Origin of the sequence: Pseudomonas sp. GD03875 (assembly GCF_029840585.1) — a bacterium.
Taxonomy (GTDB): Bacteria; Pseudomonadota; Gammaproteobacteria; order Pseudomonadales; family Pseudomonadaceae; genus Aquipseudomonas; species Aquipseudomonas paralcaligenes.
Genome location: NZ_JAOCCV010000015.1, coordinates 84278 through 104192 on the forward strand (window position 1 = coordinate 84278; position 19915 = coordinate 104192).

The 19915-nt window shown below is 53.5% G+C and carries 21 protein-coding genes and 2 pseudogenes; 10 read left to right on the top strand and 13 right to left on the bottom strand.

All coding sequences use genetic code 11. The features are described from left to right. The first annotated feature begins 315 nt into the window (after nucleotides 1-315). The 4 genes and pseudogenes from N5D30_RS14925 to N5D30_RS14940 form a co-directional block, all read left to right on the top strand. A complete protein-coding gene (locus N5D30_RS14925; RefSeq protein WP_031287511.1) occupies nucleotides 316-1920 on the top strand; it encodes a phosphoethanolamine--lipid A transferase in 1605 nt (534 codons plus the stop codon). Nucleotides 1921-2119: 199 nt separating this feature from the next. Further along, a complete protein-coding gene (locus N5D30_RS14930; protein WP_003282986.1) occupies nucleotides 2120-2437 on the top strand; it encodes a transposase in 318 nt (105 codons plus the stop codon). Then, a complete protein-coding gene (gene tnpB / locus N5D30_RS14935) occupies nucleotides 2434-2769 on the top strand; it encodes an IS66 family insertion sequence element accessory protein TnpB (RefSeq protein WP_003282984.1) in 336 nt (111 codons plus the stop codon). The genes N5D30_RS14930 and tnpB overlap by 4 nt, the downstream gene beginning before the upstream one ends. Nucleotides 2770-2830: 61 nt before the next feature. Beyond that, nucleotides 2831-3235, top strand: a pseudogene (locus N5D30_RS14940) (IS66 family transposase); the annotation flags it as partial. 21 nt (nucleotides 3236-3256) lie between these two features. Here the strand turns inward: N5D30_RS14940 and N5D30_RS14945 are convergent. Further along, nucleotides 3257-4314: pseudogene (locus N5D30_RS14945) on the bottom strand (IS3 family transposase); the annotation flags it as partial. Nucleotides 4315-4448: 134 nt separating this feature from the next. Then, nucleotides 4449-4658 (bottom strand): carbon storage regulator, encoded by a 210-nt coding sequence (locus N5D30_RS14950; protein ID WP_021218877.1) that lies wholly within the window; start codon nucleotides 4656-4658, stop codon nucleotides 4449-4451. A 105-nt stretch (nucleotides 4659-4763) separates the two neighbouring features. Between N5D30_RS14950 and N5D30_RS14955 the strand changes: the two genes are divergently transcribed. The 3 genes from N5D30_RS14955 to N5D30_RS14965 all read left to right on the top strand — a co-directional run bounded on the left by N5D30_RS14955 (nucleotide 4764) and on the right by N5D30_RS14965 (nucleotide 6707). Further along, nucleotides 4764-5198, top strand: a complete 435-nt coding sequence (locus tag N5D30_RS14955) for a hypothetical protein (RefSeq protein ID WP_021218876.1) — start codon at nucleotides 4764-4766, stop codon at nucleotides 5196-5198. A gap of 560 nt (nucleotides 5199-5758) precedes the next feature. Next, complete coding sequence (locus N5D30_RS14960) at nucleotides 5759-6244, top strand: type II toxin-antitoxin system antitoxin SocA domain-containing protein (RefSeq protein WP_021218875.1); 486 nt, start codon at nucleotides 5759-5761, stop codon at nucleotides 6242-6244. Further along, nucleotides 6219-6707, top strand: coding sequence for a hypothetical protein (locus N5D30_RS14965; protein WP_021703200.1), 489 nt, complete (start codon nucleotides 6219-6221; stop codon nucleotides 6705-6707). The genes N5D30_RS14960 and N5D30_RS14965 overlap by 26 nt, the downstream gene beginning before the upstream one ends. Nucleotides 6708-6856: 149 nt before the next feature. Here the strand turns inward: N5D30_RS14965 and N5D30_RS14970 are convergent, their stop codons facing one another. The 4 genes from N5D30_RS14970 to N5D30_RS14985 all read right to left on the bottom strand — a co-directional run bounded on the left by N5D30_RS14970 (nucleotide 6857) and on the right by N5D30_RS14985 (nucleotide 10172). Next, the gene (locus N5D30_RS14970) at nucleotides 6857-7222 is read right to left on the bottom strand and encodes a histone-like nucleoid-structuring protein, MvaT/MvaU family (RefSeq protein WP_021703201.1); all 366 of its coding nucleotides are present in this window, start codon (nucleotides 7220-7222) and stop codon (nucleotides 6857-6859) included. 128 nt (nucleotides 7223-7350) lie between these two features. After that, nucleotides 7351-8151 carry an inositol monophosphatase family protein gene (locus N5D30_RS14975; RefSeq protein WP_081672160.1) on the bottom strand — a complete coding sequence of 267 codons (801 nt, stop codon included), beginning with the start codon at nucleotides 8149-8151 and terminating at the stop codon, nucleotides 7351-7353. 51 nt (nucleotides 8152-8202) lie between these two features. After that, on the bottom strand, nucleotides 8203-9591 hold the full coding sequence (locus N5D30_RS14980; protein WP_031287506.1) for a DEAD/DEAH box helicase family protein: 1389 nt from the start codon (nucleotides 9589-9591) through the stop codon (nucleotides 8203-8205). Next, on the bottom strand, nucleotides 9588-10172 hold the full coding sequence (locus N5D30_RS14985) for a hypothetical protein (protein ID WP_021218872.1): 585 nt from the start codon (nucleotides 10170-10172) through the stop codon (nucleotides 9588-9590). The genes N5D30_RS14980 and N5D30_RS14985 overlap by 4 nt, the downstream gene beginning before the upstream one ends. A gap of 110 nt (nucleotides 10173-10282) precedes the next feature. Between N5D30_RS14985 and N5D30_RS14990 the strand changes: the two genes are divergently transcribed. Continuing rightward, nucleotides 10283-10498 (top strand): helix-turn-helix transcriptional regulator, encoded by a 216-nt coding sequence (locus N5D30_RS14990; RefSeq protein ID WP_021702156.1) that lies wholly within the window; start codon nucleotides 10283-10285, stop codon nucleotides 10496-10498. Nucleotides 10499-10528: 30 nt separating this feature from the next. On the opposite strand, the gene N5D30_RS14995 is transcribed toward N5D30_RS14990, so the two are convergent. The 6 genes from N5D30_RS14995 to N5D30_RS15020 all read right to left on the bottom strand — a co-directional run bounded on the left by N5D30_RS14995 (nucleotide 10529) and on the right by N5D30_RS15020 (nucleotide 17392). After that, nucleotides 10529-10888, bottom strand: coding sequence for a hypothetical protein (locus tag N5D30_RS14995; RefSeq protein WP_021218871.1), 360 nt, complete (start codon nucleotides 10886-10888; stop codon nucleotides 10529-10531). Nucleotides 10889-10986: 98 nt separating this feature from the next. Then, nucleotides 10987-13644 carry a hypothetical protein gene (locus N5D30_RS15000; protein ID WP_052716963.1) on the bottom strand — a complete coding sequence of 886 codons (2658 nt, stop codon included), beginning with the start codon at nucleotides 13642-13644 and terminating at the stop codon, nucleotides 10987-10989. Further along, nucleotides 13644-15248, bottom strand: coding sequence for a hypothetical protein (locus N5D30_RS15005; RefSeq protein WP_021702154.1), 1605 nt, complete (start codon nucleotides 15246-15248; stop codon nucleotides 13644-13646). Before N5D30_RS15005 ends, N5D30_RS15000 begins: the two co-directional genes overlap by 1 nt. Then, entirely contained in the window at nucleotides 15245-16396 is a 1152-nt protein-coding gene (locus tag N5D30_RS15010; protein WP_143481290.1) for a tyrosine-type recombinase/integrase, read from the bottom strand. Before N5D30_RS15010 ends, N5D30_RS15005 begins: the two co-directional genes overlap by 4 nt. A 278-nt stretch (nucleotides 16397-16674) precedes the next feature. Next, complete coding sequence (locus tag N5D30_RS15015; RefSeq protein WP_043307679.1) at nucleotides 16675-16947, bottom strand: HU family DNA-binding protein; 273 nt, start codon at nucleotides 16945-16947, stop codon at nucleotides 16675-16677. A 277-nt stretch (nucleotides 16948-17224) separates the two neighbouring features. Beyond that, the gene (locus tag N5D30_RS15020) at nucleotides 17225-17392 is read right to left on the bottom strand and encodes a rubredoxin (RefSeq protein WP_220812555.1); all 168 of its coding nucleotides are present in this window, start codon (nucleotides 17390-17392) and stop codon (nucleotides 17225-17227) included. Nucleotides 17393-17691: 299 nt separating this feature from the next. Here N5D30_RS15020 and N5D30_RS15025 point away from each other — a divergent pair, with 299 nt between their 5' ends. Together N5D30_RS15025 and ubiA are read left to right on the top strand one after the other, a co-directional pair. Continuing rightward, complete coding sequence (locus N5D30_RS15025; protein ID WP_279909607.1) at nucleotides 17692-18243, top strand: chorismate lyase; 552 nt, start codon at nucleotides 17692-17694, stop codon at nucleotides 18241-18243. A gap of 235 nt (nucleotides 18244-18478) precedes the next feature. Continuing rightward, nucleotides 18479-19372, top strand: a complete 894-nt coding sequence (gene ubiA / locus N5D30_RS15030) for a 4-hydroxybenzoate octaprenyltransferase (RefSeq protein ID WP_279909608.1) — start codon at nucleotides 18479-18481, stop codon at nucleotides 19370-19372. Here the strand turns inward: ubiA and N5D30_RS15035 are convergent. Beyond that, nucleotides 19369-19668: a hypothetical protein gene (locus N5D30_RS15035; protein WP_279909609.1), complete on the bottom strand. Its 300-nt coding sequence runs from the start codon at nucleotides 19666-19668 to the stop codon at nucleotides 19369-19371. The two genes, ubiA and N5D30_RS15035, sit on opposite strands and share 4 nt — an antisense overlap. Nucleotides 19669-19915: the final 247 nt, after the last annotated feature.

Here is a 19915-nt window from a genome sequence, read left to right on the forward strand (position 1 = left end):
TCTGACCCTGCTGGAGATGAGTGCGATAACTCTCCCTGGCTTCGCTCTAGGTCGCTCGAAAGCATTGATCTAGAGCGGATAATCCTCTGGTTTGATGCTTATTTGGTTCTGGATATTTGCTGTGTATAGAACGCTCAGCAGACTGTTAAACCAACGAATTCTTCACAAACTCCAGACGTTGTCTTCACATCCCCGTCCCTAGGCTGCGCTCCAACTTTCAAGTGCAGTTCCTGGGGGACCTAAGTGTCTACTTCTCCGCTACATTCTCTTACCCAACGCCTTAGCAGTTGGCGCTTCAGGGCGACGCCCAGCAAGCTGGTTTTGATAGTCGCAGCGTGGCTAATGCTGACGGCAAACTGGTCTTTCTGGCGTGTTGTCTGGGATGGGGTTAGTGGCTGGGGTAACGGGAACATCCTGTTTCTGGCCAGCCTGCCAATCTTCGTGCTGTGCTGGCTTTACCTATTGCTCAGCCTGCTGGCATGGGGGCGGTTAAGTAAGCCGGTACTCTGCATGTTGGTTCTGGTTTCTGCAGGTGCGGGCTATTTCATGAATACCTACGGCATCGTGATTGATTATTCGATGCTGACCAATGTGGTACAGACCGATCAGGCAGAGGCGCTTGACCTGGTCAATGGGCGCCTGATTGCCTGGATTGCATGTTTTGGCGTGGTTCCAGCGCTACTAATTCTGCGCACTCAGCTGACCTCGCGTGGTTGGAAGCGTGAGGTCTCTGCCAAATTAGGTGGTATGGGTGTAGCGACCGTTTGCCTGCTAGCGGTCGCCTTCGCTTTTTACCAACCTTACGCCTCACTAATCCGCAATCACCGCGAGGTTCGTTTGTTGCTTGTCCCATCGAATGTGGTGGCGGCAGCACATGGCTATCTCAAACGTGAGTTAGCAAGCCCAACTAAATTGGAGCTCGTCGGCGAGGATGCCCATCGCGTTGCCCGAGCAGGCTCTGGTGGGAAGCCTCGTGTGACTGTGGTCGTGGTTGGTGAAACGGCGCGCGCTGCCAACTTTTCCCTTAATGGCTACGCCCGTGAGACCAACCCGGAGCTAGGGCTGCGTGGCGTGGTGAATTTCCCTAAGACTACTTCGTGCGGTACCTCAACAGCCGTTTCTGTGCCGTGCATGTTCCTCGACGTGGGGCATGACAACTACAAGGACAGCATGGCGGGGAACCGTGAGGGGCTGCTGGATGTGTTGCAGAGAGCCGGGGTCGAAGTGCTTTGGCGTGACAACAATTCCGGGTGCAAGGGTGCCTGTGATCGAGTACCCCATGAAGATCTATCGAATCTGGACGTTCCAACGCTATGTGCCGAGGGAGAGTGTCAGGATGAGATCTTGCTGTATGACCTACAACGCTACCTTGATCAGTTGAATAAGGACGCGGTAATCGTATTGCATATGAAGGGCAGCCATGGGCCTGCTTACTACAAGCGCTATCCCAAGGCTTTTGAGACGTTCACTCCGGTGTGCGAGAGCAACCAGCTAGACCAATGCTCTCGAGAAAGCATTGTGAATGCATACGACAACAGTATTACCTACACGGACTACGTGTTGTCCGCGGCCATCGATCTACTGCAAAGCAACTCGAAGCGCTTGGACACCGCCATGCTTTATGTCTCTGACCATGGTGAGTCCTTGGGGGAGGGTGGGATCTACCTGCACGGTCTACCTTATGCGATGGCGCCTAGCGAGCAGACCCATGTCCCAATGGTTCTGTGGTTGTCCAGCGGCATGGAAGAGAGTAGTGGGGTGAGCAGTCAGTGCATGAAGCAGCATGCTGAGACGGAGGTGTCCCAGGACTATCTGTTCCACTCGGTGCTCAGCTTGATGCAGGTGAAGACCTCTGCATACCAGCGAGATCTAGATCTGTTTCTTCCCTGCCAGGCTGAGCGCACAGCTCAAGCTGATTAACTGAGGCTGGCATCCAAAGGGGCAGGTAGGGGTAGTCGGTTGTTCCGATACCACGCTAGAGATCAAGGACAGAGTTGTTCGAGGGTGATGCTTTGCAGCGTATCCGTCCGGCCAACTCACCTTCCGAACTCCAGCATTAAGGACGATGGTGTCCGCGTATTTTTAAGCGGACGCGATAGCCCTTATCGCCGGGATTTCCATGCGCCAACGAAGCTCTTACCCCAAACCGTTCAAGGCCCAGGTTGTTCAGGAGTGCCTGCAACCCGGTGCGACCGTTTCCAGCGTTGCCATCCGCCACGGCATCAATGCCAACGTCATTCGCAAGTGGCTACCGCTTTATCGAGATCAACTGCCAGCGGCGTTGCCGGCGTTCGTTCCTGCGAGAGTTACGCCAAAACGACCAGTTGAACCAGCTGTGATTATCGAGCTACCGCTGGGCGAGCAATCGATCACAGTGAAATGGCCAGCTTCCGATCCTGAAGGATGCGCCCGCTTTGTCCGGGGGCTCGCCCAGTGATCCGTATCGATAGTATCTGGCTCGCCACCGAACCCATGGATATGCGCGCGGGCACTGAAACCGCGTTGGCCCGCGTGGTGGCGGTGTTCGGTGCGGCGAAGCCGCACTGCGCCTATCTGTTCGCCAATCGCCGCGCCAACCGCATGAAAGTCCTGGTGCATGACGGCGTGGGTATCTGGCTGGCCGCGCGGCGATTGAACCAGGGCAAGTTTCACTGGCCAGGCATCCGCCACGGCTCGGAAGTTGAACTCGACACCGAGCAACTTCAGGCGTTGGTACTGGGGCTGCCCTGGCAGCGGGTCGGTGCGGGCGGCGCGATCACAGTGCTGTAGCACCGGCTATTAGCCCATCGGTGTATCTGCGCAGAGCGTCTGCTCTGGCACAATCAGCAGCATGAACTCCTCGCCCAATCTCGACCAACTGACAGCTGAGCAACTGCGCACACTGGCCGCGCAGTTGCTGACGCAGGTCGACGTGATGGGCAAGAAAATCCACCGTGATCAAACCATCATTGAGCAGCTCACACACGAAATCGCTTGGTACAAACGGCACAAGTTTGCCAAGCGTAGCGAGCAACTGAGCCCTGACCAGGGTAGCTTGCTGGACGACCTGCTCGACACTGACATCGCCGCCATCGAGGCGGAGCTGAAAGCTGTCAATCCCCCGGTTGCTCCAGCCGAACCCCGCCAACAGCCCAAGCGCACACCGCTGCCGGCACAATTTCCGCGCACCGTGATCCGCCACGAACCGGAGAACACCCAATGCGCCTGCGGCTGCCAGCTGCAACGCATCGGTGAAGGCTGAATCGCCCCAGGTTTTCTAGACACTCTCCAAGCTCTGGAAATAGCGCTTTTCAAACTCCACTGGCGATAGCTGCATAGCGCTGCTGTGCCGGCGCTTGGGGTTATAAAACATCTCGATGTAATCGAACACATCACTGCGGGCTTCTTCGCGGGTGCCGTAGGTTTTCCGTCGGATGCGTTCCCGCTTCAGCAACTGGAAAAAGCTTTCCGCGACCGCGTTGTCGTGGCAGTTGCCGCGTCGACTCATGCTGCTGATCAGGTTGTTGGCCTTGAGGAAACTCTGCCAGTCCGAGCTGCTGAACTGGCTGCCCTGGTCGGAGTGGATCATCACTTCCTGCTTGGGCTTTCGCCGCCACACCGCCATCAACAGGGCATCAATGGCCAGGTCGCTGCACATCCGTGGCTTCATCGACCAGCCAATCACTTGGCGCGAAAACAGATCCAGTACCACCGCCAAGTACAACCAACCCTCATAGGTGCGGATGTAAGTGATGTCGGTGACCCAGACCTTGTTCGGTTCACTGACGTTGAACTTCCGCTCCAGACGGTTGGGCGAGGTCACAGTCGGCTTGCCACCATAGTACCCGGGGCGCCGACGATAACCGGTCTGCGAGCGCAGTCCCTCTCCCCGCATCAGGCGAGCCACGCGGTGCCGACCACAAGACTCGCCCAGCTCACGCAGGTCGTCGTGGATCTTGCGGTAGCCGTAGACCCCGCCGCTTTCCAACCAGGCATGCTTGATCAATCCGAGCAGACGCTGATCCTCCTTGGCGCGTGCAGATTTCGGCTCGGCCAGCCAGGCGTAGTAACCGCTGGGATGTACCTGGAGGGTCTGGCAGAGGCGCCGCACCGGGTACTCCACCGACAGCTTGCTGATAACGGCGTACTTCAGCCGGACTCCTTGGCAAAGTACGCGGCGGCCTTTTTTAGGATGTCTCGCTCTTCGGTCACTCGCTTGAGTTCAGCGCGCAAACGACGCAGTTCGGCTTGCTGATCATCTACCTGCTGCCGCTGTACTTGGGGCTTGCTGTAGCGCTTTACCCAGGCGTACAGGCTATGTGCGGACACACCTACTCACCTCGGGGGAGTATGGAGAGAGATGGCATCGGAACACCTAAAACGATACTGTATGAACAAACAGTATTTGAGATGATCCGACGCCGGTCAATCAGAACCGGAAGAGACGCCGACAGGTGGAGTGGACGGTCTCAGTCCTCGACCAACTCAGCGCGGCTGATCTGGATCTGCTTCGGCGCCTCGATGCCCACGCGGATATGCCCGTTGTGCTGACCTCGATGCATGTGGATGGTGATGCCATCGCGCAGTAGCAGCGCGAGTAGTTTCTCAGTGTCGACGCCGGGGTCGATGGTGAGGCGGATGGTCTCGCCTTCGCGGCGAGTGACGGTCAGAAATCCCATGGCGAAATCCTTTTCCGGTTGGGGAATGTGCGTCCTGCGCGAGCAGTCTAGAACAGGAAGACGAGCACCAAATGTGCAGCTGCGCGCAGTTCGAGGAGGTAGTCGATGTGCGGAGGTGTTGAGGCCCGCGAGGCTGAGAAGGTCTGGAAAATCTACTTCCCCAATCCCAAGGCAGCCCTACCAGTGCTTCTGGAAGGCTCCGGCCAGCTCGATTGGATTCAGTGGGGCCGGCGCAAGGAAGAGCCTGGCGAAGGTCCACCTGGTGGCTGGGCAAGGCTCAGCACTGTGCAGGCCGGCGGGTGGGCCAAGTATCGGCCGCGGCAAGGGCTGGCAATGGTGCAGCGCTTCATGGAGAAGGACGGTCATCCGGGCGACAAGAACCGACAGTCCCACTGGTTCGATGTGCCGGAGGGCTCCGCTTTGGAGTGCTTGGTCATTGGGGAGGGCGAGCAGCGCCGGGTGTATATCGTGACTACCAACGCACCGGCTGAGTACACCTGGATTCATGATCGATGGCCGCTTCTCGCAGGTAGCTGCTAGCCCTTGGGTATCGCTCCGAGCGACAAGGTGACTGGGCAGTCAGTGACATTATGAATTTTCGCATAATTCCACATAATTCTCATGATGAGGCTTCGATTGCCAGGACTCCTGGCTTGCGCGGTGATTAATTGTCGATTCTCCTGGTTATGCGCTCGTTCCTGTCCTCCTGCGACTTTATAGAGAATTATTCCAGGGCGATAATTATTGGCCTGGAATAATTCTCTATAAAAGGCTGGGGCAACCGGTTGATCACCTATCGGCCTTGCCCATGGCGGATCATGTTGTGTGGAGAGAGCTAATGCGGGGCGATGCCACGCGGCAGCTACCGGCTGTCGGTTAAAGCTGAGATTGTCCCTTCTCGATTTCGCCGAGTACTCTATCGCCCCTTGCAACGGCTCGAGCTCGATTAATCTGAGCGTCTCTAGTGAGAGCAGGATCACTGAAGGCTCAGCCGTTGAGCGCATCAGCTATAGTCGCCTAAAGGCAGTTGGTCAGGAGACTCACTTCCGAATGAATCCGTCTGACAAGCTGGGCGACCATTTAGAACATTGGAGATTGGGATGACAAAGCCTGTTGCCGTCGCAAACTGGTTTGTGAACAACCTAAGCGACCATGCGGCTGGCGAGGTCGTAACGCATCTGCAGGTGCAGAAGCTTCTCTACTTCGCGCAAGCTTGGCATTTGATGGCCTTAGATCGGCCATTGTTTGATGAAGACATGCAAGCATGGCCTCATGGTCCGGTAGTACCTTCCGTTTGGCACGAATTTAAGCGCTACGGCTGGCAACCGATCGTACCTGGTGGCGCATCCGAAGGTATTGATGCGGACTCTCTTAATATATTGGAGCAGGTTCGCGATGCTTACGGCTCATTTGCTGCCAAGAAGCTTGAAGCTATGACTCACTCCGAGCGTCCTTGGATCAGCGCCCGCGGCGGCCGCGACCCTGAGGAGCGTTGCGAGGAAGTGATTTCAAAGGACTCAATTCTTAGCTTCTATAAGGAGGTTTACGGGGAGTTGGAAGATGGTGAAGAAACTACCCAAGGATAAAATACACCAGCAAGCACAGTCCGCTAGCAAGCTATCTCCCATTGAAGAGAAAGTCTTTTCTCTTAATAACACAATGAACGGCGGCTCGGCTGACAATGAAAACCCATTTGTCACACTAAAATATTTTTGCAACGCCTTTGAGTGCTTTTCTGCATGGGAGAAAGATGAGCTCAAAAGTTTCAGCGACTTTATTTCTGCGCTTCGCGATCGAACCTGGCGCCAGGTTTTAGAAACCAGCGGGAAAGGCGATAACAAAGCCGGTTTAGCCTATACGCAGTACGATATAGCCACTATAAAAAATGGCGCCGAAGAACATCTGAAGAGAGTGCGAAAGCAGATCGGAGACGACATCACATTCTTCGAACTACGAGTGAACCAAAAAATGCGCGTTCATGGTTTTCGAGCAAAAGCCGCATTCTTTTTAGTTCTACTGGATCGCGAGCATCGAGTTTTTCCTTCCTGAGCCAAACCGCCAAGTGGCAGGTTTTCTCTACCACGCTTTCTCTAAGCGTAGAGTTCTATCGGTATAGCATTCGTTCTGACCAACCGCCGCTCGCAGCAGCTAGTAAAAAGCCAGGCAATACCTGGCTTTTTCATCCAACGAGATAGGCCCTACTGCAACCAGCCTTGAACCTTCGCAGCCCCGTACTTGTCTTTCCAAGCCTTCAGCACTTTATTGTTGCCGCCTTTGGTTTCTACAATCTCGCCAGTTTCTTCGTTTTTGTAAACTTTGAGCTGGCGCTGACGGCGGTTTCCTCTAGTGGTAGGAACAGGTGTTGCTCCAAGAGAGCAGGCCTGCGGATCGAGCAGAGCAATGATTCCCTTCAGGCCAAATCCATATTCAGCCATCAATTCGCGAAGCTTCTCCTCAAACTCAATCTCTCGCTTAAGTCCATCGTCATTTTTCAGCTCATTTAGCTGTTTAAGTTGGGCGGCGAGTTGGGCTTCAAGTGCCTTGAATTCAGCAAGTTTGGACATACATCGGCCTTTTCTAAGGAATGGCTGGGGAGCACCACTCTACTTGGAGGCTGGTTTTGGTGAAAGATGTCATAAGGTCAGACCTAGCGTTGCCGCCAAGAGCCATCCCGCGAGAGCGCTCGAGGAGTTCAGAAAAGGCGTTGCCAGTCCCTGTTAGCGAGCTCTCTACACACTTCAGGGGCGCCACCAAAGCATCGCCTCGATACGCTCATCATTTGCGCCACGGAGTGGTATGTGACCGGTAATCCATCCTGGTTCAGAAGCACACCATTTGCGCCTGTCAAAAGAGCATGGCCGGCTACGACATCATGCGCGCCCACCGATACAAGGGACGCACCTGCGATTGCATCACCGACGGCAACTCGTGCTAACCGATAGGCAATGCTTGGCATGGGACAACAATTAGCGGGCGAACATAACTCTGCATTCAGGTCAGCTTTACTACCTGCAGCTGTACTCATCAGAACCTGGCTACCAGACGTTAGTGGCCCACGTTGCAACCCTGAAAGAACTTCCTCCCCATTGCGAATGACGCGGGAGCATCCTTCCGCCCAAGCAATGCAATCAGGACCACGGTCGACCGTGATCGGCGCATAGACCACGCCAAGAACCGGCCTAGAACCACGCAGTAGCCCGACAGAAATAGCTGATCCCTGTCGCCCGAGCAGGAAATCTCTAGTCCCGTCGTTGGGATCAACAACCCAACAGTATTCATGCCCAGAAAGGTGATAGCCGGTTTCCTCTCCCCAGAAATCGCAGCCCAGCAGTTCAAGCAAGCTTTTGCGTAGAAGTACTTCGATCTCTGTGTCCACGCTTGCTTTATCCCCCGAGCCCCTGGGCCCACCTGAGCGCTTCCACTCAGCAGCCAGCAGTTTGCCAGCCAACTGCACGCACTTGGTAACTGGGGCTAGTAACTCGACGCAGCTCATACAAGCCTCCAAAAGCAAGAAGTTAGTGCCCCACAAGCCTCAGATGAAGACTTAGAAAAGCGCTAACAACTGATAGTGATAGCGCTGTGAGAAACTCAGTCGGTAGAGCGAAGTGGAATCGGAGTCGCTCGGGGAAAGCCCCAACGAGAACCCGCAAATTGATGGCGCAGCATCATCGCTCGACGGGCACCTCAACTCGTAGCTTGGTGCCAGCTCGCTGATCAGATCTTCGACTATGTCAGGCGGAGCATGCACCCGACTGAGAATGGCTAAATCTTCGGGCAGGTCATCAGCCACTCGTTGAGAGAACCCTTCAAGGGTCGACTCTGCCAACACATACAACCAAGCCTGGTCATCAGCCGCTCCAGTTCGACGCAAAACACGCCCTAACACCTGGCGGTAATGCAACTCCGTGCGAATACGGCTGAGGTAGCAACAAACCTGCAATCGGGGGATATCTGTCCCTTCGCTGATCATCCCCACAGCTACGATCCAACGAGAAGCGCCATGCCTGAACTCGTTAATTCCATCCTGAGCACGTTTATCTCTGTTGGTCACGATTCGGCATGATTCACCCCTAGCCTCAAGTGCCAGCGCTACTTGGTGCGCATGCTCAACATCAGTGGCAACCACCAGACCGCCTGCATCCGGCTTAACCTTTCTGAGGTCATCGAGTTTTGCGATCGCAAGACCGAGCATCTGACTGATGATTTCAGGGTTCCGAAGCAGCTCCTCATAGGAAACCGGGGACTCACAGAGCAACTGATTAAAACTAGGGAAAAGTCGTACTGGGTTGTCACCACTGGACTCCTCCGTCAGCTTCACAGAGTGATTGTCCAGCAGCACGATGCGAGGGGCGCGACAAACATTATCTGAAATGGCCTCGCGGAGCCCGTAGCGGTAGTCGCAGACTAATCGACCTTCTGCTGTCGAATAGCGAGCCAGTGCAATGCCCTTATCATCGGAACGCCAAGGCGTCCCTGAGAGCGCCAAGGTGAAGGCTGCCTGATCCTGGACGTTCTGGATGATTTGCTGGCCCCAAGCATTGCTCAGAAGGAGATCATGACCGGCGCAATGATGAATCTCATCGAAAATAGCCAACACTCGATAGTTTTCTAGGAGCGCCCAGAAAGCTTCATCCTGGTAGTCCATTGCCTGATAGGTACAAGCAGCTCCCACAGCACCAATGAGACCATCAAGGCGCCTACCCAAGACCTTGGAAAAGGTAGATCGGAAACCTTCGACGACTTGGCACGAGGGTGCGAAACAGAGCACAAGATCGATCTTGTCCAGCTGGAGCAAGCGATTGGCAAGCTCTGCAGCCATCCAAGTCTTTCCAGCCCCAGGCGTAGCCTGACAGAAGAAGTGCGGCGCAACAGCGTACCGTTCTAGGGCAGCATCAATGCATCGACGCTGCCATTCTCTTAGCGTCGACTTCATGCTTTGGGTGCGAAGGTCTTTAGAGTTTTCTCGACCGCTCGAAGGTGCCCAAGAAGCCGAGAGCTTCGATCTCGCGCGTCGAAATATTCCACTTCAACCCTAGGCTTTAGGTGGGGCATGTCATCAAGGAGTTGCTTGTACCGCTCCGTTTCGCCCATCGACGTCAGAAAGTCGAGGCGAATTTCCTTCTGCAGTGATTCCAAATGCTCTAGTACGTCTGCCTCCGTGACGGAAGGGGACACCGAAGCTGAACTCCCAACCTGTGGTAACTCCAGCAGTGGAGGAGAAGTCGAAGTGAATCTGCCATCCACAAGCTCAAGATCAAGACCTGAAGGGATTGGTCCTAGATGGTAGACCTGACCGCGCTTTCGTCGCACTTCGTCGTAGGTAACCCAGCCCACGCGCAGCATCCGTCGAATCTGCTCATACACGTAATAACGAACTTCCGTGATGTCAAAGCTCACGCTGCCTAAGCACTGGGCGTAGGCGTCACGCAGATCACGAGTCGTAAATTTCGCGAACCTATCCTGCTGCAGCAGCTGGTACAGCCGACTATCGAAAGTGAATGAATCCGATTTCATGCGGGTACCTGGAACGGGTCGCGCGGAACAGCCGAAAATACGGATTATAGTCCGTGGCCGAATAGTCCGCAAACACAGGATAGTGCCGGCTCACAAGAGCCGAGGCGGCCATGGGTCAGCTTGCGATCGCATTGGGCAAGTCAATCCGAGCACATAGGAAAGCCAAGGGCATTCCACAGGATGCCCTAGCGTTGGCATGCAAAATTGATCGGAGCTACATGGGACGTATCGAGCGAGGCGAGGTAAACCTCACTGTTGAAAAGCTGTACAAAATTGCAGAAATACTTCAGTGCGAGCCAGCGGCACTACTTCCCGCAGTCTTCTGACTCACCACCTAACGCCCTACAGTGAGCCTATTAGGTTTCCTTTGATGGAAGCTTGATCACCTTGGCTGCTTTGCCTGCTTTCCTGAACAGCGGGGTCTCCTCCAAGAACTCAGCAGGGTCGATATTCTTTCTCCTAGCAATCATCGAGGCGTAGAGCACTCTTTCCCGCTCCCTGCTCAGCTGCCGGGTTAATTCTTCGACCTGCGCCTTCAGCTTAACGATCTGTTGGTCGTATTCGCGGATCCTGGCAGTTTCCAAAGAAACTACCTGATCAAAGTACTGCTCTCCTCCTGCGTAGTTCTTTGTCAGGCTTTTAACACGCTGAAACTCGCGGACAAAATCCTTGTTTCGCCAGAGAGTAGGCTTGGATATACCGCATTTCTCCACCATGTAATTCCAGCAGAAGAGCTCTGGTGAAATCAATTGCCTCTCAAACTGCTGGAGAGTAGAGAAAGCAACATCCCATTGATTAGCAGATATAGTCACTATCAAGTCGCCCCGCACTGAAAGACACAGTCACTCGGGATAGAACCCTCATGAACAAATGGTTGATAGTCTTGACTTTGTTCAACCTGCTCCTGAGTGAGAACAATATCAGAACGATCCAGTATGTAACTTGCATTTCTGAAAACCGTCATTTGATGCTCAATATGCATCTCAACAGACTCAACCGGAACGTCCGGCCTATTAATTGCTTCGAATAACCTGGAAAGCTCATTCTCTGCGCGACTGCGCTCCGCCTCGATCTGCTTTACTTGTATTGGATCAGACATATCCACTACAAATTCCCGACAACCTTTCCCAGCATTTCCGGTTAAGCATTTTAGGTGAAACTCACAGGGCTTGAGGTTGATGTCGCGAAAACAATGACCGAGGGGGCCATAATGAACAGTTTGCAGAGTGTTGTTGAGGTAGCCTTGGATATGCTCATCTGAAACATTAGTCCCAGACCAAGACTTGACCTTATTGGCTAGCTCACCAATGAACCTAGACTGCTCAGAGAGCATCAATTCACTTACTTTAGCGGCCCGCTCTCGTGGAGTCTGATGATCATAATGATCGCCTTGACTGTCAGTTCTACCCATCCATTTATTCACGATACTTGCAGCTAAGCCCGCGCGAAAAAGAGAATTGGTTTGCCAATGCCTTCCCTTGTGGCTTTGAAAAGACTTAATCAGCTTCTCATCTGCAGCAATGCCATAGCGGAAGAACGCCGAGCGGGCAATATTGGTCGGCTTTATTACATGCAGTACAGCATGATAATCAAAGATGGAAGGTAAGTATTCATTATACACGCCACCCAGAGAGGCCGGAACCAAGAACAGGTAATCAGATACCTGCTGATTTATTCCAAAGGATGCAGAGCTTATTTGCATCCCATCCGCCAAGAATTCTTCCTTAATATCCTCAACTAGCGCCGCAGAAACTCTAGAGTTAATTGAAACAAAAGAGCTCTCCACAGCATCAATAATACTGCTTTGATCAATTAGAAAGCCATACGCAGCACGATATCTAAGCTCTGATGGCAGAGGTGATGGTCTATAGAAATTTTTTCGCGCACTAGAAAGCTTTAAAAATGAGTAAAAGCTTCTCTCTGAATCGAGTGCCACTGAGGTCAGTGTCTTCTGGTTAAAAAACTCAGGGAATAACTGCTCAGCATCAAGCACAGGAATGTACTTGGCTTTATCATATCCGCCACCCACAACCGTACGCACTGCAAGTAGGGCGTCCGCGCGACTTAGATAGACAGTTCGACGCCCGTGTAAAGAGGGCTCCCCGGTGAATGCAAAACATTCAAAGGATGACATGATCCAGAGTTTCAATTTATCTTTGAATGCGAAACGATCTTTAGACCCGTTCTTAGCCGGCTGACGGCCATGGAGGATTTCGAAAACCTCATCGTAAAGCAAAAAGCCGCGCCTTAACTCGACAAGCTCTTTGATGCGCTTCTTAAGATCCCTACCTTGCACATAGTGAGCGCATTTTTTCTTGCCTAATGGCTTAGAAATCAAATTGAAGCCATTGGCTCTATAGAATTTCAGAAGCGAAGCAGCAGACGTAGAACTCGAAGCAACTGGTAGATATTCAGCAAGATTCTTCAGCTCAATCATTTCATCGTCTGAAACGCTTTTCAAAAGATGCAGACGAGATTTTGTGTCGGCGACATTCGAGCGGACCTTGCAGTGCAACCTCTCGAGAGCGTTCTGCACTTCGGACTCAATTTTATTTGCTCTTGCGTGGAATCGCTCTTTCAACTCGTCAGCAAAGGAGCCGTTCTCAATGCTCAAAGCCCGAGCTCTGTAGGGCTGGCAAATATTATTGATGCTATCAACCGCATCGCTGAATGCAGACCGCCATATGGTAGGGACATATCTAGCAATGGGCTCAGACCCTTTTTCGGTCCAGACCCGGCAATACATTTCTCCGCCTATCTCAACCAAACAATTTTTGGGGAGACGAAGAATTTCACCTATTCTCAGACCCAATCCAAACTGAAAGACCTGAGTTAAAACTGCAAGATAATCAATTTGCGCTCTAAGGCTCCCATCCCACTGCGTCTTGATAGCCCATTTTAACGCGATTATTGCCTTAATAAGCTCTGGAAGGGGCAGTTTGTCACCAGCCTCCAAGCGGCCATATTTATCTCTCTCCTCAAGGTCGTGTGCACCAATCAGATCGAAGTTCTGCGGTGCCAACCCGGAGTCGAATAAGAAACGAACAAAGTAGTTAATCGCTCTACAAGGACCTGCGGGATATTTGTACCTCGACTGCAAAAAGCCAAAGGTGCGAAAGTAATAGTCCTGATCTAGGTCTACCAGGGAAGTGGAGCCTTGCGATACGAAATTTTTAATGGGTGAAATCAAATCGCGCACGCGCGAGAAAGAAACTTGCTTGCTTGAGGCTCGTCTTTCCCATAAATAATTTACAATAAAGACCTTATTCAATAGCGTCAGCTCTTGGCTGCATGAGCCTCTAGCAAATAAGTTTAATTTTTCCCGCCCCTTATATCTCCAAACATCCTCCTGCCAGGTAGAGCCTTTAAAGACAACAAGCTTTGAAAATTGCACCTCAGCACTGCTTGCAAGTTTCTTTAGCTTTAGCAGCAACTCTTCATGCAGGATATCTCTAACCACTTTAACCTGCATTAGAATTCCTTAGAATTAATCAGCAAAACTTCATTGCCTTCTGAATACGCTATGGCGGCATGACAACCGGCAATTGCCTGGTCAATTACTGACACGACATTGGCTGTACTAATCATAAGTAATTGTTCCTTTCTCTCTATTAGTCCCTCCAATGCGGCCTCATGCGCTACAGTACTTTTGTTCGGACAAAATCTACTGCAGGAGTAGCAAGTAATGGCTGGCTCCTCAAAGCAAATCGACTTTGATGCACACTTCCCAATAACATTGAAATTTCTGGGCTCACAAACCTGGCTATATACATTACCCTTGAGCTCACCTTCCTTCATCCATGCAGCCGTAAAGTGTTTCTGCTCAATGCGGTTCAGCGTCGCAGCCTCAAGAATTTCCCACATTTCGTGAGTAAAGCGAAAATAATGCTTAATACTACTTGTGCCTTCATGATCCAAAAGATCAGCTACTTCTTCAGGGGTGCAACCAGACATAACAGCCTGGGTCCCTACCGTGTATCGAAATCTATAAGCACACAAGTTGAATCTCTTACCGGTTCTAGGCGACAGAGGCAGTCTATGCTCATTACCCCAAAGCATATAATTAATTCGGCATGAAGATTTATGATACTGCACGGACATCTTCGCTTCATCCGCGAAATAATCACTCGAAATTCTCTCGTCATCTTCCCAATAGTGACTCCCTCGGGAATTACCGTCGGCCTCTAGATCTATAGCCTTAGGCGAAATAAATATGGGTAACTCCCCAGGATCGAAACCAATCGGGGTATCGGAAGAATTAATATAAAATTCTAGTAGATTGGCTGTTCTTTCTGAGAGAAGCCTGGAGCTGAACTTACTTCTTCTTTTAGCAGATCGCTGTTTCACACGCGGAACGTTCAAGTATCGAACGCCAGTTACAACGTCTTTGATGAAGTCTTTTCGCTTCAGCATAGAAAGCTGAATAGGCCTCAAGCCGAAACACAAACAGAGGTCCAAGATCAGACGAAAAGCTAGCGGGAGCGATTCGTTGTCTACTTGAGCAGATAGTATGGTGATCTCTTCTTTGCTAAATGGACCTCTTTCCTCATCCATCATAAAGAGAGACAAATACGAATTTTTTCTTCCCGAGTAGTCACGAAGCCTCATAAAATCTTCGTACTTATCTAGACACAACCATTCATATTCATGCAAGAGAGCGAACCGCAAGAATTCTTTGCAAGTCGAAATAAACTGCTGCCTATGTCTTCCGTTTAACGCAGAAACCTCATCAAGGAAGTCATTTAGACTAGTCCCTCTAGTCAACTCTTTAGCAAGCCTGTCGATGAATTTGAATTTATGCCGGACAGTTGAAGAAAGATTCCGCTCTAAAATATATCGCAAATAGCTTGCAACGATTCCCTTTAAGTCATAATCCAGATAATTTATATACTCAGACCTGAGATATGTGAACTCACTAGTATCATCGGGAACTATTATTACGTTTCGAAAGTCACCCTTAGAATCAAGTAGCTCAACTCGGTAACCTAGACGACTGCTTACGAATCTCTCATTCTCTTGGATATCTGAAATAATTTCAGCAGTAGGTGAAAGGCGTACATCCTTAGCTGAAATCATTGCTTATTTTCCTGCGAACGAAGTATCTCCTCCTGTAGAAGAACTTGCAGGCCTGCAACTTTGGCTTGTATTGACCCTCTAGAATAACGGTCAGGCATATCACTGTTTCTAGCCCAGCCTCCCGCTGCCTCCTGAATAGGCGCCTTCATTATCTTGCGGCTTAATCCACTAGCTCCTTTGAATTTCTTATCCAGCGCTTGATTCAGAAGATCATGAAATGTGTTACGTAGGCGGTGGGGGCTTAACAATCCAGAAAACTCAGGGTGCCGCAGGATAAGTTCATTCAATATCGAGTTTGGCGTTTGGACCGACAATGGATTTCCATCACGGCATGAAAGAAATAAATAGCTAGATCTCTGCCAGCCTTCGAACTCTTTTCTTACATGGACTATGTAATGCTCAATCAGGGATGCGAAATCATCGTGTAACTCAACTTGCCGACCATAGGTTTTTACGGACGGAGACTCTGCGCGCGGATAGTTGATTACATCAGTGTTCTTCAATATATCGAAATACTTCCTCCTACCCGTAAGCTGAAAATCGTTCAGCTTTAATAGTAGCGTCTCACCCTTTCTATTCCCCGCAAGCATCAGAAGCAGCAGAAATATATAGTTCCGCCACTTCACCTTTGACGACTTCCAAGGATTACTCTTATTACTATAATCAGGGTCGATGATAGTTATGAACTTCACCTGCAGCTCAGGAGTAAGGCCAATCTTGTCTTTCCTGTCGCCCTTGTAAGGAGACTTAAGGTACAGCTTAAATCCTGCGTCCATTCGTTCATATAAACGCTTTGCTGCCTTTAGCTGCTGTATATTTCGCGAATACTGCCCCTCGTAAAAGAGCCAAAGGTATTCTAAAAATTTTCTTGCTCCCCGCATTCTAGCGCTATACCAGTTCTCGCCCACTCGCTCCCCGGATTGTAGGCCGTATCCACAATATGAGGAGAATGACTCAATCTCACCGATAGTGAACGGCACAAGATCCACTATCCGCTGAATCAAATTAATATTCTTGCTCTCGCAGAACCTATACAGGGCCAGAATTGAATTCTGGTCCACCCTTATTGTGTTAGGTTTCGCACCATTATCGAATCGTTGTAGTGCATATGCTCCGGCAAATAGATCAATTTGATCGTTTTCAGCCACGAGCTGGAGTTTGAGCCCACCTAACTTAGTGAACTCAACTTGGACTAATGAATATCGAGAGGGCTTCAAATGACACACCGCACAAGAACGAGCGCGGCAGCCTAGAGGCAGCTAGATGAGGAGTCAATAATGAAACGAATTAACAGCTATACGATCATTTTTTCCGAGATGAAAAAAATGAAACACGTTTCAAGCCGCTGTAGAGAATGCATAAAATGAAAAGCCCCGACTAGCGGGGCTTACAGAGAGTTATCCACAGAAAATGAGATAATCTCTATTTAATTCACCGCATCCTTCAGGGACTTGCCCGGCTTGAAGGCCACGGTGTTGCTGGCCTTGATCTTGACCGGGGCGCCGGTCTGCGGGTTCTTGCCGGTACGGGCACCGCGATGGCGTTGGAGGAAGGTGCCGAAGCCGACCAGGGTGACACTGTCCTTGCGGTTCAGCGCACTGGTGATTTCTTCGAGCACGGCGTTGAGTACGCGATTGGCCTGGTCTTTGGTCAGATCGGCCTTTTCGGCGATGGCCGCGGCGAGTTCAGGTTTGCGCATAGATGCCTCTTTGACGGTTTGTTGTTGTTGTGTCCGTGCTGTCCGTCCAGAACAGCGCCAAAGGCGCCGCAACGGCTCTGCGCTGCGGCAGACCCGGGGAGAATGGCATGCCATCCGGCACCGCGCCAGTACTGCCCGCCAGTTTGCCGGGTCGATCACAGGACGAAACGGACAGAGCAGCCGCCATTTCAGCCATCGACCGGGCACCTCCGGCAAACGGCCCACAAATGCAAACGGCGGCCCGCAGGCCGCCGTTGCCGGTGGATAACGCCTTGGATCAGCCGATCTCGATCATCTCGAAGTCGGCCTTGCCCACGCCGCAGTCCGGGCACAGCCAGTCCGCCGGCACGTCTTCCCAACGGGTGCCGGGCGCGATGTCGTCATCGGGCCAACCCAGGCTCTCGTCGTAGATCAGGCCACAGACCACACATTGCCACTTCTTCATCGTCTACCTCATCGCGGGCCGTCTTCTGGTGGACGCTACCCTGGCTAAGAACCTGTTCACGCTCTTCTGGATTAGAGCCAGACAAGGCAAAAACAGTTGAGGAAGCGCAGTTTACGACTTGTAAATGAGCATTCCGAAACTGTTTTTAACGCCGTATGGCCGACAGCCAGGAGATCGTGGGCAGGTTCTAAAAAATCAGCAGGCTTTGTACTGGTATGCGGGGCTCCGTGCAAGTGCCTGGCACGGGCGTCCGTCGTGTTAAGCTCGCCGCCTTCCACAGGTTAGCCGAAGCCGTTGTCGTGCCCACCTCCGCCCTCGCCCACCCTCCCCGCTGGCTCAACGCCGCCCAATTGCACCCGGTGCCGGCGCCGCTGCTGCGCGACTGGCTGTTCGACCAGGGCTCGCTGACCCGCCGCCTCACCGCCCTCAGTGCGGACCACTTCGCCGTGCAACCGCTGGAGCAGGGCTGGCAGGTGCTGCGCGCCGACGAATGCGCCGCCCTGCAGGTGCCGGCCGGCAGCCTGGGCTGGGTGCGCGAGGTGTTCCTGCTCGGCGCCGGCCAGCCCTGGGTGTTCGCCCGCAGCGTGGCGGCGCGCCACGCGCTGGAAGGCTCCGGCTTCGAACTGGGCAAGCTGGGCAGCCGCTCCCTGGGCGAGCTGCTGTTCAGCGACCGCGCCTTCGCCCGCGGCGAGCTGCAGGCCTGCCGCTACCCGGCGGCCTGGCTGCCGGCCGAGGTGCGCGCCGAGCAGCTCTGGGGACGGCGCTCCTGCTTCCGCCGCGACGGTCTCGGCGTGCTGGTAGCCGAGGTGTTCCTGCCGGCGCTCTGGGAGCGTGCGCAGGCCATCGGATAAGCCCCTACCCGGACAAAACCCCGTCATTCCCGCGCAGGCGGGAATCCATACTCAGATCGAAACACCGCGTTCCTGGGTCCCCGCATGCGCGGGGACGACGGGGCATGGGGATGTGCACACCGCCATCGCCCCACCCGTTCGCCCTGGGAGCGCGCGTCCCGAAACCAGACGCCGCCCTCGCTACGGGCCGTGCCACTGCTCGTATAATCGGCGCTCCTGGCACGGAGACCCGCCGATGTATCAATCCTTCCTGCTCGCCCTCAACCGCCTGCACCCGCGCACCTGGGACTTCGTCCAGCTGATGCGCCTGGACAAGCCCATCGGCATCTACCTGCTGCTGTGGCCGACCCTCTGGGCCCTGTGGGTGGCCAGCAAGGGCGTGCCGAGCCTCAAGCTGCTGCTGATCTTCGTCCTCGGCACCCTGTTCATGCGCGCCGCCGGCTGCGTGATCAACGACTACGCCGACCGCAACTTCGACGGCCACGTGGCACGCACCAAGGCGCGGCCACTGGCTGACGGCCGGGTGACACCGCGCGAGGCGCTGATCCTGTTCGCCGTGCTGGTGGGCATGAGCTTCGTGCTGGTGCTGTTCACCAACCTGACCACCTTCCTGCTGTCCTTCGGCGGCCTGGCCCTGGCGGCGTGCTACCCCTTCATGAAGCGCTACACCTACTACCCCCAGGTGGTGCTGGGCGCGGCCTTCTCCTGGGGCATGCCGATGGCCTTCAGCGCGGTGACCGGCGAACTGCCGCCGGCCGAGGCCTGGCTGCTGTACATCGCCAACCTGCTGTGGACGGTGGCCTACGACACCTACTACGCGATGACCGACCGCGAGGACGACCTGAAGATCGGGGTGAAGTCCACCGCCATCCTGTTCGGCGACGCCGACCGCATCATCATCCTCACCCTGCAGGGCCTGGCCCTGCTGTGCCTGGCCATGGCCGGCGCGCGCTTCAGCCTGGGCACCTGGTTCCTGTTCGGCCTGTTCGCCGCCGCCGCCTGCTTCGCCTGGGAGTTCTGGAGCACCCGCGACCGCGACCCGCAGAAGTGCTTCGCCGCCTTCCTGCACAACCACTGGGCCGGGCTGGCGATCTTCGCCGGCATCGTGGTGGACTACGCCGTGCGCTAGGCGCCGCCGAGCCTCGCGGCCTTTCGCCAGAGCCGCCGGCCCAGCCAGGTGATCCCGAGCGGGATCACCCAGCCGATGCCCGCCAGGGGAATCAGCCAGTAGGATTCGGCGGACTTCGGGCCACTCAGCCAGAAGAAGCCGCCATGGGTGTCTACGACGAACAGCACGCTGAACATCACCGCGCTCAGCAGGATCGCGCCCAGGTTCGGCGCCCAGTAGGCGGCGAAGACGAAGCCGAACCAGAAGGCAGATAGCTCGGCATAGGCAAGGTTGTTCGGAGGCCCCAGCCAGCGCATCAGCGAATACACGCCGACCGAGGCGAGCAGGTAGGCCGTCGCATAGGCTATCGACTTCGTCTTTCATTAGTATCCGGACAGCTTCATCGCCAGGGCTCCTTGTCCATCGAAAAGTCCTTTTCGAAGCGTACCTGCCAGCCTCCGGCAAAACCGTCGAACACGCCCCTGTTCCGGAAACCAAGCCTTCGAAGTTCGCGTTCGTATGGCGCCAGTACAGTCCTCATACCTGTCACATCGCTGCAATAAT